The sequence below is a fragment of the Pseudonocardia sp. Ae505_Ps2 genome (genome assembly GCF_001932425.1).
Lineage (GTDB): Bacteria > Actinomycetota > Actinomycetes > Mycobacteriales > Pseudonocardiaceae > Pseudonocardia.
In genome coordinates, this window is record NZ_MCIP01000003.1 from 60,269 (window position 1) to 74,895 (window position 14,627).

Sequence of the window (14,627 nt, forward strand, 5' to 3'; positions counted from 1 at the left end):
ACTCGTCCGGGGGTGTGCGGTGAGCGTCGCGGTGATGGATGCGGTGTTCCGGTCTGATGTGGCGGGGTCCTCGCGGCGGGCGGTGTTGCTGGCGATCGCTGACCACGCGAACGAGCGTGGGTTGTGTTTCCCGGCGGTGATGTCGGTGGCGCGGAAGACCGGGTTGTCGCGGGCGACGGTGTTCCGGTCGTTGAACGATCTGGAGCGTGAGGGTGTGCTGCGGCGTGCCCGGCGGCGCCGTAGGAACGGGGCGTGGACGTCGAATGGTTACTGGATCCAGGTCGAGGTGCTCCAGGCCCGGAACCGGGCGAGGCTCCGGGCTCGGGTGGAGCTCGACACCCTCGAGGTGTTGTTCGGCATCGCACCAGCCGCCGACACAGACGCCGAGCCGGACACCGGCTCGGTCCTCGGCTCGGTCCTCGACACGGGCGCCGGAATAGTCGACGGAGCGGTCGGTGCGGCGGTCGGTGCGGGGGCGGATCCGGCGGGTCTGAGGGGTCTGTCCGAGGCTCCTGGGGCGGGTCTCGGCGGGCACACCGCCGGCCTGCCCGAACCGGTGTTTCCGCAGCTCACCCCCCCGTCGCACGGTGAGACCCCCCCCGTCTCACGGTGCGACCCCACGGGGGTCTCACCGCGGGTTGCCTGGAACCGTCAGATGACCATCACGGGGGAGGCCACGCGCGCGAGCGCGCCCGCGACCGGTGTCGACCCGGACCGGTCGGGCACCGCTCGTCCGGACCCCGAGCGGGACACCCCGATCAACGCCCCCCAGGAGTCCGCGACCCGAACACCCCGCCCGGAGGAAGCGGGACCGGCGGCTGCGGATCCGCTGGAGCAGCCCGCCCTGGCCGAGACCTCGGCGGTACTCGACGCGCTACGCCCGGAACCCGCCGCCGCACCTGCACCGCAAGCGGCACCGCCGGCCACCGACCAGGCCGACCAGGGCCCACCGGTCGCCGCTGCTCCGATCGTGCCTGACCTGGTCACCACCGCCGCGGCGCAAGCCCACACCCCGCCCGCACCGGCCGAGCTGGTGCCGGACCCGGAGCGGCGGGAGACTTGGCTCTGCCCGCGTCACCTCGCCCACCCCGACCCCCACGACCGGCCCTGCGGCGGCTGTGGAACGGTCCGCAAGCGGATGCAAGCCCAAGAGGCCCAGCAGGCCGCTACGGCCGCTCAGCGGCGCTCTGAGGCCGCGCAACAGGCACGCCAGCGCATCGCCGGCTGCGCCGAATGCGACGAGTACGGACAGGTCGTCGATCCCGCCACCGGTGACTACCCGCCCCTCGCGCTCAAATGCGACCACGTCACACCCGCTGCCGACCGGATCGCCCGACAGGCCCGCCACCTCGCCGCACAAGCCGCCACCGACGCCCAGGCCCGCCAGATCAGCCCCGCCACCCGAGCACTGATCGAGTCCACCCGCGCCCGCCTGATCGCCCGCACCAGCACCAACGCCCCGACCGGCCGACGACGCCTCAACCCGAAAACCTGGAGATAACCAGACAAACCGAACATGCCCGGATAAATCCGGCCCGGCCCGGGGTGGCCCGGCCCGGGGTGGCCCGGCCCGGGGTGGGCCGGCCCGGGGTGGGCTCGTGGGCGCACGAGTCGGTGACAACCAGCGCCACCGCTGGTGCGCCTGCCTACCGGTCGCGCACAGTGCACCGGTGAACACGCCCCGCGACACCGACGCCCAGGCCGGCCCGGACAGACCGGCCAGTCAGAGTGATCGGCTGGCATGGCCGACCTGGATGTCCGGACCCGACCGCGCGTCCTCCCGGGCAGCGGCCGAAGCCGACACCGCCGTACTCAACCGCGCCGACCTGGTCGACGCCCTCGCACGCGACCACCCGGCCAGGGACCGTGCGGCGGCTCACCGGCGCACGCGCACCCAGGCCCCGACAGCGCCGGAGGGGCCCCGGCCGGCTACCGGGCCGTGGCTCGCCCTGGTGATCTTCGGCTTGGTCATCGTCGCCGCCATGCTCGTCATCACGATGACCTGGACCTGACGTTGTCTTCAGCAGCCAGGGCCCGGCCGCGGTCAAGGAAAAGTGCTCGTCAGGAGGTGGCGGGGACAGCGACCGCACGGGAAGGCGCGCTCACCTGGCCCACCGATGCGTCGACAGCGGCGATCCCGAAGTACTCGTTGACCAGAAACGGTGCGACCGCCGCGACCGGCGTGCGGTCAGCGCCGGTTCGGGCGTCGAGGACGGTTGGAACACCGTCACGGGTGTAGCCGTAGATCGCGCCGTGCCAGACCGTCGAGACCGCAGGTGGGACTCGGGTCCCACCGGTCTGGTTGACGATGCGCCACAGCTCGGCGCCGGATTCGTCGAGCCCGAGCAGGACCTCGACCGACCGTCCACCACCACGCTGGCAGACGGTGACCGAGCGCTGGTCGCCGAAGCAGCTCCACCCGCGCCGATCTCCGTGCAACGGGACCGACGGCACCGGCCGCCCGGACGTGGCGTTGATGACCACCGAAGTGCTGGAGCCGTCGAGCAGGACCATGTCCCGCCCGACGGGGAACGCCGACCCGGCCGAGGTGCTGACCCAGCGTTGACGACCGTCGGCAACCGACAACCCACGCGTGTCCCGCGTGCCGGCGCCCCAGTCGGAGACGGTGACGATCACGGTGTCGCCGACGACCAGCTGGCCGGCTTTCCCCGGCGCGGTCCAGAGGACCTGCCCGGAGGCCAGGTCGACCGCAGCGGTGAACTCGTACTCGTTGGTACGGACATCGACGACCGCAGTCGCCCCGTGAACGCCGACCACCCAGACGTACTCGAACCACGGCCGGGAACCGGGCACCTCGCTTCCCGGAAGCGGGATCAGCGTGCTCTGGGCCTTCTGCCCGGTCGCCGAGTCCGCGGCGACGACCTCGACTCCGATCCCACCCGGGACCGTGCCCCGATCGGGGATCTTGACCGGGAACACGGCCAGCACCAGCCGCCCGACCGGGGTGTCGGCGACGACCGGCGGGCCGGCCGGATCCACGGTGCTGGTGCCGGTGTTGACCAGGTCGAGATCGACCTCCGGGTGCGGAGCATTATCGGGGAACAGGCCGTCGGCCACCTCACCGGTCGTGAGATCAACCCGGACCAGGCCTTTCGCGCCGAGCAGCCACCCGTGCACACCGTCGAGGACCTCGACGATCGGGATGTCACCAGCGCCGCGCCCCATCTCACCCACCGGCGGACCGAAATCAGCGGGCGGATCGAACGCCTCCCGCACAGCAGCCGGAGGAGACACCACCTCGGTCACAGGCCCATCGTCGGTCCTGGCCGGCTCGGCTCCGCAACCGGCCAGGACCAGCAGACCCGCGACTGCAGACAGAAGAACACGAACGCCGCGACTGCACCGCGCACGCCTACCGATCATGGCTCCCAGTATCGCCGGTGATCATCACCGGTTGCGCCGTCACCGTGTCCGCGCCGACCGGTCCGTCGGTGCCCGGGGCGGTATGGACTGGTCAGGCAGGAGTGAGCTGGGTACTCGCCCGGCCTGCGCCGGCCCGCGGCGCGGGCCGGAGATGCTCGGCCGGCGGCAGAAGACCGCGATCACGCAGGCTGCGCTTGGCCTTCGCCGCGGTCCGGTTCCCGCCGATCCTCCGGTCGACCTCAGCCAGCGACAGATCCTCACCCCGGTCCCAGGCCGCCATGAACAACGCTTCGGCCCGGCCCTGCTTCGTCTGACCCGCCACCCCGGACCCACTACCGACGTCGGCGTCAGCCGGTGCCACCGCAGGCAACGGGACCGTGTCGCCCGTGTCGCGGCCGGGCTCGACAACCGCCCCAACCAGCCCCGCCGCAGCCGGAGCTGATGCTGGGGACTGGGCGGGTGAGATCGCCGACAGAGTCATCTGCGGGACCGGTGTCATCTGCGGGACCGGTGCCGCCGCGGGCTCCAGGGCCTCACCGGTGACCGGGCTGTCGACCGCTGCGGTTCCGCCGCGCCCGGCGCGGCCGTGCTGGATCGCCCGGGCCCGTCGGCGGGTAGGGCGGAGCACAATCGCGATCAATTCCAAACTGACCGCGAACGCGACCGGCGGGAACAACGCCACCATCCACGCCGCCACCGCCGCCAACACCGACCCCGGCCGCACCCATTCACTCTCCGGGACAACAGAAGCGGCGTTCGCCAACAACGTGACGATCATGCCGAACGCGAACGCCGCCCACGGCCCGAACCCGACACGCTCACCCCGGGTGCGCCGTGACCACACCACCACCAGTGCGGCGGCGAGGAGCCCGTCCACCGACAACGGCAGCCAATACGCCAGAGCAGATCCGGGGTTGAACCGGGCCGCGACTTCCTGCAAATGCCAATACGACGCCACCGCCGCGGGCAGCCCCACAGAAGCAACCACGAGAACCGCGAGAACACGCGGCCACACCGACGCCCACAAACCTTGTGGCCCACCATCCGCAATATCGGCGAGCTCCGCGGCGTCCTCCGGACCAGACTGTTCCCGCCAGCCCCACAGTTCATCGCTAGAACCAGACAAGGTGCTGTCGGGCGAAGGACCGCCAGGCGTGGTGTCGTCAGATCCGGCGACACCACCGGTGGGCCTGAGTTCGTGAACAGTCATCCCCGCTCCCTCGTCCCGACTGCACGCGCAGTGGCCGCACTGACATTACACGACCCCATCCAGACGAGAATGCGCGATGACCCACGAGTAGGCGTATCGCTGCCGCAGCCGAAAGAAAAACCAGCCACAGGAGATCAGCTCCGGAAAGGTTCACCCCCCCCCGGCTGCGCGGAGGGGGTGCGCGGAGGGGGTGCGCGGAGGGGGTGCGCGGAGGGGGTGCGCCCCGGAAAGAGGGGGTGCGCGGAGGGGGTGCGCGGAGGGGGTGCGCCCCGGAAAGAGGGGGTGCGCGGAGGGGGTGCGCGGAGGGGGTGCGCGGAGGGGGTGCGCCCCGGAAAGAGGGGGTGCGCGGAGGCAACGAGCAGCCCAGAAGAACCGGCCACAGAGCCCCGCACTTGCCTAGGTCACGCTCTGTACTTGTCCAGGAGCTGGACAAACCGCTGGACAAAGACTGGACAGGCAGCTGGACTTCGACGTCCTACGCGCGTCCGGGCCCGCACGCGCGTAGGACGCACGCTAGCACGCCCGGGCCGTTGTCCATCTGGACAACTGGACAATCACGCACCGTCATTCCCACCGTCGCCGCCAGTGTCGCCCGGTCCGCCGCGGCTCATCCCCCGAGCGAGGCTCTCGACGAACTCGATCGCCTGATCCCCACGCCAGCTGTGGCGCTGATAGGCACGGAACCGGTCGATGTGCCGCTGAGTGCTCTCGGGATCACTCTCAGGCGACTCCTTGAGCTCTGTATGCACAACTACGTCTTCCATTCCGCTCTGAGGGGCGAGGTGAATCGCAACGCTGGGCGCATGGTTAATGGGGAGTGGTCCACTGATCGGATAAACGTCAAGAGTTAGTCGACCTTGCCTGACTAGAGAACCGATCCAGATTAGTTGATCCACGAGGACTCTCTGATTTCCAGAAAGCTCCCTCAGGGCCTGCTCTGCCAATACCACTTCCAATCGTGATGGCTGCTCATAAATGACTCGCTGTCGAGACGCTTTTGCGAACATGCGGGCTGCAATTCTCTGTTTTGAGTACTGCGACTCGACTTGAACACCTTGGAGCATGTAGGAAGAGGACTGGAGCAGGTCGGGAATTCCTGATCGGTGCCATACGAGGATTCTTCGGGCCTCAGACTCCAGGGCAGAGAGGTCTCCCTGGCGAGCACTCCAGCCACCAATTGGCACTCCGCGCCATGATATCTGTAGGGGGCCAGTCTTGCAGACTAAGGCGGAAATTTCTGCGCAATCCTCAGCGGAGGCGCCGGTTTCCATTGCCCATCTCTGCGCCTCAGGGTCAGATATTTTTGTTTGACCTGATTCGATTCTGCTTATCCGCGATTGATCGCACCCTAAAATTGCAGCAAGAGAACGCCCTGAAAGATTTGCGGCCAGTCGGAGTTTCTGAAGTGTCTCGCCAAGGTGGCGCTGGACATCGGCGCGGTCACTAGTCAAGCGGTCCGTCTCCCTTGGCTGCCGGACGAGCGGTCCGCGACCGAGGTCAGTGCTTGCCTCTTGACGCCTCGCCGCCGCTGCCACATACTCCGATGCGGAAGGTTGATATGTGCCACGTTAGGCGTGGCGCTGGTGGTCGGGCCCCGGCGGATTGAGCCCCGCCGAGGCCCTTGTAGGCCACCCAGAGTGTGAAGAGGTGACCCACGTGGTTGAGCGTAGTCCTGTCTTTGACGACGATCCGGGACCTGCTGTCCCGGTGGCGCCGGAGTTGTCGTCTCATCCGGGGCGGCACTGTCTCGGTGTGGATACCGAGGTGTTCTTCCCGGTGTCTGAACTGGGTGTGTTGCAGGCCCGCCTCGTGTGCACCGGTTGCCCGGTGCGGGTCGCGTGTCGCGAGTGGGCAACGGCGGCGGGCGAGCACGGCATCTGGGGCGGCACGACGCGCGAGGAACGCGCCGCGCAGCGTCACGCAGACATCACCGCCGCTGCTGTGGCGGTTAACGGTTGGGCGGTGGCGGCCTGATGTCGGCATCGGGGATGCCCGAGGTGGGACGGGATCGTCCGCGGGCCCGTCGTGCGTATGCGGTGCTGCGGCGTGGGCAGGCCCGCCGCACTGTGTTCGTGTCGGCCTATGGGCAGGCGTCCACGCCGACCGAGCGATTGACCGCGGCGTTCGCCGCCGTGCGAGCGACGCTGCCCAAGACCCGCGCCGTGCCACTGGAGGTTGCACGGTGCGTCGATCGAATCGCCGACGACCTTGCCGACCTGTTCATCGAGCTCCACACCGCCCAGGAAGCCGCGGCGCAGAAGGTGGTCCGGACGAAGCAGCGTCAGGCCGCCCGGAACCAGGTGCGTGCTGATCAGCGCCGCGCGGCGGAGACCGCTGCTCTCGACACGGGCGGTGAGCGGTGATGCACGTGCGGGCCCGGTGCATGGTGTGCCGTCGGTCGATCGAAATCCCGCGCGATGGCGGTGTGCTGCCGCGGACCTGTGGCCGGTGCCGTCACCGGCAGAAGGCGGGGGGTGGTCGTCGTGCCACAACCGATCTCTGACCAGCAGCAGGACGAGGCCCCGGCGGAGCGGCACGGCCTCTACGTCGTCGACACGCCCGCGAACACCGCATCGCCCCGGGCCGACGAGGCCCCGGATGCCGGCCCCGCAGAGCGGCCGGGACCGGGTCTGGAGCCGTTGGCGCCGTGGGACCAGCGCATCGCCCAGGCCGTCAGTGACCTCGTGGAGGCCCGGCCGCGGTGGAACCAGGCGCCGCCGTCGTATGCCCAGACCTGGGCCTACTCGCGTACCGGGGACTGGACCACCAGCAGTAACCCGCTGGTCCGCGGCGTGCACGCGGCGCTGACGCTGGCCGCCCTGGCCGTGGTGTTCCCGCTGGACTGGCTGGGCAACGTGATCCGGGACAAACCATCCGGGTTCATGATCACCGTTGTCGTTATCGGGCTGCTCGTTCTGTCTGTGTCGGGTGGTGGGTGATGTCGTGGTCGATGTTCATCCCGTCGTCGATGCCCGCGCTCGGTGCGCTCGCGCTGGTCCTCGCGGTGCTGCTGGTCTTCCTGGATGTGCCCGGTAAAGGCGTGGATTGGGAGAAGGTCGCCGCTGTCCTGGCGGTGGTCGGCGGGTTCGGTGTCGGCGGCGCCTCCGCCGGCTGGTTCGGCGCCCTGTTCCAGAACCTGTCCGGCGGGGCGCTGGCCGGTGCTGGGCAGGCCACCGCCCAGCTGGTCGGTGTGTCCGCGGTCGGTGCGGTCGCGGCCGCCGCTGCCCTGTGGGCCTACTCGCGGCTGCGTGGGTCGGGGATCACCGCAGCGACGAGGTCGAAGTCACTGATGGTCGTGGCCGCCCTGGCCCTGGTCGGGACCGTCCTGGCCGGTGTCCCACGCCTGTACCCGGCCGCGGATGCGTTCATCGCCGCCCTCGCCGCATCCCTCACCTGATGACACCGCAAGTTCTAGCTGTGTGCCGATACGGCGCTAGAGCAGGAAGGAGGTGGGTCGGGTGGAGGCGTTCTTCCTGACCTGTGTCGTGGTGGCGTTCTTCGTGACCAAGGGCCGCACCGACACCGCCGCCTACACCGCGGGCAAAGAACCACCCGGCCTCGCGCGAGCCCGGATGCGCCACGACGCCGGCGGCGGCGCCCGCGCCGGGTCGGGTCGTCCGGTCGGGCGGGGCGCGTTCGGGCTCCTGGTCGCCTCTCGTTGGACCGAGGCCTGTCGGGCCGCGCAGCACCGGGCCGAGCATCGTGCGGCGCGGCGGCGGGCCTGGTACGACGCCACCGCCCCCGGCCGGGATGAGCGGTGGCGGGCCACCCAGCGGCGGCGTCTGGAGCGGGCGGCCCGGGCGCGGGCCCGCTGGGCACAGGCCCGCGGCCTCACCACCACTACCGGTGACAGCCCGATCAGCCGGACTGATCGGGCGGGCAGGGCGGCGCCGGAGCCGTGGGGACGACGGGCCGGGCTGCGCCCGGCCAGTGACACAGGTGGTGACACAGGTGGTGCAGCGGTGACCGCAACAGACGATCCCGGCCCACCCACCTCGGCCGGCGACACACCGGTTCCCCACCCGACCCCGGACGACACCGTCGACACCGTCGATCCCGACCCCGACCCCGACGCCGCCGATTCGACTACCTCGCCGGGCCCGTCCGGGCCGACCCTGGCGACGACCAGCACGACTACTGCTTCTGGAGGCCACGGAATGTATGAGACCGCTGTTGCCCGGCTGACCGCCGCGGCAGATGCCTGCGGCCTGTATCAGTCCCAGCTGTCGGGTTTCGTCGACCGGCTCGCCGGTCAGGGCTGGGGCGGCCAGGTCACCGGGCCTCTCACGGACTCGCTGACGGGGCTGGCCGCGGCTGAGGCGTCGTATCGGGACCTGGCCGGGCAGATGCGCGCCCAGGGCGACCAGGGCCGGGACGCCTACGAGGCGGCGCCCTATGTGCCGGGCCCACACGCCGTCCTCTAACCCGCACGAATCACCACGTGACCAGCGCCAACACCAGCAGGAACGGAGCAGACGCCATGACGGCAGCACTGGATGGTGACGGGAACCACGAATACGCCTCAGCTGCCCTACGGGACGCAGCATCGGACCTGGAACAGCTCATCGCCGGCCACCGAGCGATCGCCGACGAGTTCGAATCCCACGGCTGGACCGGCCTCGACGCCCTCGATACCGCCGGTAGCCGGCTCACCGCGGTCATCGACACGTTGTCGACCGTGGCCGAGCGGGTCGGTGTGGGTGGGCAGATCGTCGCCGACGCCCACACCACCCACCACATGATCGGTCGGGCGTCGAAGACATCCCTCGGCCACACCTGACCTGGTGGGTTCCGAGTCCCGCCCACACCCGAGTGGTGTGGGCGGGCGCTCCGACTCCATCACCACAGCGCAACGCCGTTTCCGCTGCTGACCAGCGGAGAAAGGAGGGAGAACAGTCATGAGGTCCGCATCGATGATCACGCGCAGGACGCGGTTCGAACACGCCGCCCGCACCGCGGCCGCCCGAGCAGAAGCCCGAGCAGAAGCCCGGGCGGCAGCTCGGGCGGCGGTTCGGGCTTGCGAGCAGACCCGGGAGAACGACGGTGCGGGCGAGCCGCCGCGCCCGGCGGGCTCGGCGGCCGGGGCGGTGTGGTCGTGGGTGAAGACCGCCGTCGTCCCGGGCGGCGGCCGGGACGCACCACCCGAGTCCGCCGGTAGTGGTGATGATCGGTGCGAGAACGCGCGGCGGGTGCTGGTCGCGGATCGGAACCGGCGGCGGCGTTGGCCCTGGATCCCGGCCGTCGCGGGTGGTGGTGTCGGGCTCGCTGGGTACTGGCTCGGCGACGCGGCGGTCACGGTCGGCGCCACGACAGACCCGGGAGTGCTCGCCGCACCCGCCGCCATGCTCCCGGTGGGAGCGGCGGTGCTGGTCGCGGCCCGCTACCGCGCTGTGGTGGGCCGGTGGTGGCCCGAGCTGGCCGCGAGCGGTGCAGGCGCATCAGCTCTCGCCCACGGCCTCGCCACGACCGGCCCGTCACCGCTGCTCGGTGCTGCCGCGGTCGCCGGCACCACGATCCTCGGGTCCCGTTGGTGGCGGGCCCATCCGCTCGGCCCGCAGACCGCGCCGTTGACGCCCTCCGAGCTGCCGGCGGTCGCCCCGCCGGACCCGGAGCATGACCGGTACTGCCTGGCGTGGGCGGAGACGAACGGTTCGAAGAACGGGAAGGTCCCCGGGTCGAGGCTGACCAACCGTGTCGACGGGCCCTATACGACGACCTTCGATGTGGTCCTCGCTCGTGGTGTGCACACCGCCGCCGATCTGCTCACCCACCGGGTCCGCCTCGCCGGCGGGCTCGGGGAGCCCGCCGACCGGGTCCTGTTCGCCCCCGCCGCAGCCGGGGAGAGCGCGGCGCGGGCACGGTTGACGGTCATCCACACCGACCCGGTCGCGCAGGTCCGCTATTTCACCGCGCCACGCGTGCACGACGGAACGATCCAGGGTGTGGGGCGGGCGGTCGACGGGACCGGTGAGGTCGACGTCGTCATGTGGAACGACTCCGGGACCGTGCCGACGATGATCGTCGGCTCCACCGGCGGTGGGAAGTCCGGCGCCACGAACATCCTGACCACCGCCGCACTGTCCACCGGCGTCCTCAACCTGCTCTATGCCGACCCGAAAGGGAACTCCTCCACCGCCCTCGCCGCCCGCGCCCGGGTCGCGGTCATCGGCAAACACAACGTCCTCGCCCTCCCGAAGCTGATCGGCGCGATCCTGGAAGCCCGCGCCCAGATCGCCGCCGGCGGCGGCTCGGACCTGATCTTCCCCAGTGTCGAGGTGCCGGGGTGGATGTTCCTGCACGACGAGTACTCCTTCGTCGCCCACGACCCGACCACCGCCGCGCTGTGGACCGAGACCGTGAACACCGTCCGCGCGCTCGGCGTGTGGGTGGTCGGCTGCAACCAGTCCCAAGGCCAAGCCGCCTGGGGCGGGGACCACGCCCGGTCGGCGTTCGCCTCCCAGGTCATCGCGTTCCGCACCAACTCCAAATCGTCCTCGGACCTCGTACCCGGGCTGGTGTTCGACCCGAACGAGCTCCCACTCGACGACGCCCGGCCACGACGCCCGATCCCCGGGATGGCCGTCCACGCCCACCTGGACGCACCCGTCCGCTGGGACTGGCTCCCCAGCGACGCTGACGCCGACCGGATGCGCAGCACCGGCCGCCCGACACCCGAGCTGACCGTGTCGACCGCGTTCGACCGCCACTTCGCCCAACCCGACCTGCACCCACTCGACACCGCCGCGATCACCACCGTCCTCGGACCCGCCATCAACGGGCGCTGGCAGATCGGCGGACTCGGCGGCACCCACCACCTCACCGACGGCGGCGCTGCCGGAGCCGGAGCCGGGGCTGGGAGCGGGCGGGGCGGGCTTCGGCGCAGCCCGCAGCCGTCCTGGGGAACCCGCACCGCCACCGCCGACACCCCACCTGCACCTGCGCCGGCGGGTGCGGGTGGGGTGTCACCGGTGCAGGCCGAGGTCCTCGCCCTCATCGAGGGCGGCACGACCGCGACCGCCGAGCTGGTCGCGGCGGCGGCGGCGTCGAAGGCCGCGGTGCACGACGCCCTCGACACACTCATCGGGCAGGGACGGATCGCCCGGGTCGCCCGCGGCCGCTACCAGGCCACCACGGTGGCGGCCCCGGCTGCACCCGCCGAGACGGGCTCGACATCATGAACCGGATGAACCCGACACACGGACGACAACCGGGACGCCACCCGGGGCTGCGGTCGGGGCGGTGGGCGGTCGGGGACCGCCGCGCGGCGACGCTGCTGATGGCCGTGGCCGCGGTGGGCGTGTTCGTGCTGGTCGAGATCTGGGCACTCTCCGGCGACTCCGGCGACAATTCTGCCGCTGCCGGGTCAGCGGTAGCGGCTGGTCCGAACGGGGCCGGGCCGGTGGATGTGTCCGGGCTGCGGATCGCCCCGGACCGGCACGGTCGTGACTACCGCCGTGAGGCGTTCGGGCCCGGATGGGCGCCCGCGGTCGGGCCGGGTTGCGATATCCGGGACTACGTCCTGGCCCGGGACCTGACCGACACCACCACCCGCAACACCTGCGATGTGACATCAGGCACACTTCGGGATCCGTATAGCGGGCAGACGGTCACCGGGCCGGCGAGACAGATCGACATCGACCATGTCATCCCGTTGGCGCTGGCGCACCGGTCCGGCGCGCACGCCTGGACCGACCGGCAGCGGGAGGTGTTCGCGAATGATCCGGACAACCTGCTCGCCGTATCCGCGCAGGTCAACCGGTCGAAGTCCGACAAGGGACCGGAGCAGTGGATGCCGCCGGTCGATGCGTGTGTCTACGCCCATGACTTCGTCCGGGTCGCCACCCGCTACCAACTCACCGTCACCACCGAGCGTGCCGATGCGCTGCGCCGGGCCTGCACGTGAACACCACCGCCGGCCGGGCCGGTGGAACCTGCTGGTGTCGCAGGTGAACCAGTCGACTACGGTCTGTCCCCCGACAACGACAAACGGCCCCCCCTGGCAAGGAAAAGGGCCGCGAGTCGTTCGACAAAAAAACCCAGCCGTGAGGCTGGAAAACCAGCCGTGAGGCTGAGATGGGAGAAGTCTAACCATGACCGGCCAGCCCCACCACCCCGGCCACCCCGACCACCCCGGCCGTGGGCCGTCTATGCCTGTCGACCTGGGCGTTGATGCCTCCGGCCGGGCGGATGACCGGTTCGTCTCGGTGGCCGGTGACTCCCCGGTCGATGCGGCGGTGCCGTTCTGGATCGCCGCGTGCGTGCGGCTGTCGCCGCCGTGTCGTAGCGACGGGCGGGCCATCAGCACGGCCGCGGACAAGGTCCTGACCGCCGCGCAGGTGCTGCTGGCCGACCGGGTCCGCTCGACTGATCCGGAGCGGGTCGAGCTGGACCGCACGAAACTCGCCCGCTGGTGCGGCTACGAGTCGGCGAACAAAGCCGGCTGGCTGTTCGACTACCTCTCCCAGATCGGGTTCCTGCGGATCGACCGGCACTACGTGCCCGGTCGGCGCGGCCGGGCGGCCGACACGTTCACGGTCTTCACCCAACCACCGGTCGGGTATGTCGGACCGCGGACCTACGCCGAGCTCGACCGCGCCCTCTCCGATCCGACAACACTCACTCGCTTATTCGTCGCCCCGCCCCGCCCGCACCCACCCGGCCCCGGTGCCCAGATGGGCACGAAGATGGTGTCGGCCGCTGTTTCCGCAGGTCAGGGTCTTGATGCCCATCTGGGCATCTTCTCTAGATCGATCGACTCCTCTCCGAGGAGTCGGAGAGGAGAGGAGTCGATGGAGCCCGTGCCGGGCGGTGCGGCGGAGCCGCCCGCCACGGGCCACCGCGACCCGGCCGGGTCGGCCGGCGCTGACCGCGCGGCCGGCGCGGGGGCCGCCGCAGAGGCCGCCGTAGAGGTCGGCGCGGAGGTCGGGGCTCTGGTCGCGCGGTTGCCGTGGGTGGAGTGGGCGCAGACGGCCACGCGGGCGTCGTCGTCGTGGCGGCCGACGGTCGACGACGTCGAGCGGGTCGGGTCGGCGATCCAGTCCGGTCTCGACGCCGGCATCACCCTCGTAGAGGCCTCTGAGATCGCCTGTGCGGCGATGAGAGACGCCACGGGTACTCAGCGGTCACCTACGTGTCTCAAGCCTTCACGCGGCATCTGAGCCGGTGGTTGCGGATCATTCAAGTCGCACCTCTCGACGAGAACCCGCTCCCGCTGGCACCCGCCCCGCCGACGTCTCGTGACGCCACCTGTGACACCACCCACGACGTCAGCTGTGACGTCAGCTGTGACACCTCACCTATCGCCGGCGGCGGCGAGACTGGTGCTGAGACCAGCCCTGACCAGCACACGAGCGCTGTCAGTGCTGACCGGGCTGACAGCTCCGGCCAGGATCGCGATGGTGGCCTCTGCGACTCCGCTCTTGCTGACCCGGCACCCGAGCCCGCGACCCGCGCCGGCCGTGAGGCGGCGATGGCGATGATCCGCGCTCACCTCGAGACCACCCCGTCCGGTCGCCGTCGGGCGGCCTGCCACCTGGGTGCGGTCTGCCCCGACCGGCCAGAGCTCGACCGGCCGGTGCTCGACCGAACAGGGGCGGTGCCGGTGTGAACCTGCCGGAGTTGCTGACAGGTGCTGCCGCGCCGCTTCCGGTCCTCGCCGCCTGGGGGCGGCTGCGGTCCGGGTCGGCTTGCCCACGACCCGGTGGGCAGTGGTGTCGCGGGTGTCTGGGTGACCGACCCGGTGAGCGTTGATGGGTGCGGTGCCGGTCAGGATGGCGCGGTGAGCGACCCGTCAGGCACCTCCCCGCATCCGGGGGAAGCGGCGATGCCGGAGGTGGGGGTGGTGCCGTTGCCTCCGGAACCAGACGCTGACGATCAGGTCCCTCCCGACCCTGCCGGCTGGGGCGAGGTGCCGCTGCGCGCGGTGGACGGCTCCTCCACCCGGCCCCCCACCCGGGGGACAAGGCCCCGGTCCTGGGGAACATCCGGATCGTCGAGAGCCGCGGAGCCGTCGGGATTCGATCGTCAGCCCCCG

At 70.9% G+C, this 14,627-nt stretch carries 13 protein-coding genes; 11 read left to right on the forward strand and 2 right to left on the reverse strand.

The features are described from left to right. The first annotated feature begins 19 nt into the window (after positions 1-19). A complete protein-coding gene (locus Ae505Ps2_RS29315; RefSeq protein WP_075554375.1) occupies positions 20-1,501 on the forward strand; it encodes a helix-turn-helix domain-containing protein in 1,482 nt (493 codons plus the stop codon). Between the two features lie 169 nt (positions 1,502-1,670). Next, on the forward strand, positions 1,671-2,012 hold the full coding sequence (locus Ae505Ps2_RS29320; RefSeq protein ID WP_139320297.1) for a hypothetical protein: 342 nt from the start codon (positions 1,671-1,673) through the stop codon (positions 2,010-2,012). A 49-nt stretch (positions 2,013-2,061) separates the two neighbouring features. Here Ae505Ps2_RS29320 and Ae505Ps2_RS29325 read toward each other — a convergent pair whose 3' ends face one another. Then, on the reverse strand, positions 2,062-3,195 hold the full coding sequence (locus tag Ae505Ps2_RS29325; RefSeq protein WP_075554377.1) for a hypothetical protein: 1,134 nt from the start codon (positions 3,193-3,195) through the stop codon (positions 2,062-2,064). A 280-nt stretch (positions 3,196-3,475) separates the two neighbouring features. Continuing rightward, positions 3,476-4,594, reverse strand: a complete 1,119-nt coding sequence (locus Ae505Ps2_RS29330) for a DUF2637 domain-containing protein (RefSeq protein ID WP_083696453.1) — start codon at positions 4,592-4,594, stop codon at positions 3,476-3,478. Positions 4,595-6,346: 1,752 nt separating this feature from the next. Here Ae505Ps2_RS29330 and Ae505Ps2_RS29340 point away from each other — a divergent pair. The 9 genes from Ae505Ps2_RS29340 (at position 6,347) to Ae505Ps2_RS29380 (ending at position 13,752) form a co-directional block, all read left to right on the forward strand. Next, positions 6,347-6,568 (forward strand): WhiB family transcriptional regulator, encoded by a 222-nt coding sequence (locus tag Ae505Ps2_RS29340; protein ID WP_249265425.1) that lies wholly within the window; start codon positions 6,347-6,349, stop codon positions 6,566-6,568. 14 nt (positions 6,569-6,582) lie between these two features. Next, a complete protein-coding gene (locus Ae505Ps2_RS31600) occupies positions 6,583-6,957 on the forward strand; it encodes a hypothetical protein (protein ID WP_139320298.1) in 375 nt (124 codons plus the stop codon). Between the two features lie 111 nt (positions 6,958-7,068). Continuing rightward, positions 7,069-7,533, forward strand: a complete 465-nt coding sequence (locus Ae505Ps2_RS29350) for a hypothetical protein (RefSeq protein WP_075554381.1) — start codon at positions 7,069-7,071, stop codon at positions 7,531-7,533. Next, entirely contained in the window at positions 7,533-7,991 is a 459-nt protein-coding gene (locus Ae505Ps2_RS29355; protein WP_075554382.1) for a hypothetical protein, read from the forward strand. The genes Ae505Ps2_RS29350 and Ae505Ps2_RS29355 overlap by 1 nt, the downstream gene beginning before the upstream one ends. A gap of 61 nt (positions 7,992-8,052) precedes the next feature. Further along, on the forward strand, positions 8,053-9,018 hold the full coding sequence (locus Ae505Ps2_RS29360) for a hypothetical protein (protein ID WP_075554383.1): 966 nt from the start codon (positions 8,053-8,055) through the stop codon (positions 9,016-9,018). A gap of 17 nt (positions 9,019-9,035) precedes the next feature. Beyond that, entirely contained in the window at positions 9,036-9,374 is a 339-nt protein-coding gene (locus tag Ae505Ps2_RS29365) for a hypothetical protein (RefSeq protein WP_139320299.1), read from the forward strand. 409 nt (positions 9,375-9,783) lie between these two features. Next, positions 9,784-11,772, forward strand: coding sequence for a hypothetical protein (locus Ae505Ps2_RS29370; protein ID WP_075554385.1), 1,989 nt, complete (start codon positions 9,784-9,786; stop codon positions 11,770-11,772). Continuing rightward, the gene (locus Ae505Ps2_RS29375; protein ID WP_084786548.1) at positions 11,769-12,497 is read left to right on the forward strand and encodes an HNH endonuclease family protein; all 729 of its coding nucleotides are present in this window, start codon (positions 11,769-11,771) and stop codon (positions 12,495-12,497) included. The genes Ae505Ps2_RS29370 and Ae505Ps2_RS29375 overlap by 4 nt, the downstream gene beginning before the upstream one ends. Before the next feature lie 433 nt (positions 12,498-12,930). Then, a complete protein-coding gene (locus tag Ae505Ps2_RS29380; RefSeq protein WP_139320301.1) occupies positions 12,931-13,752 on the forward strand; it encodes a hypothetical protein in 822 nt (273 codons plus the stop codon). Positions 13,753-14,627 lie beyond the last annotated feature (875 nt).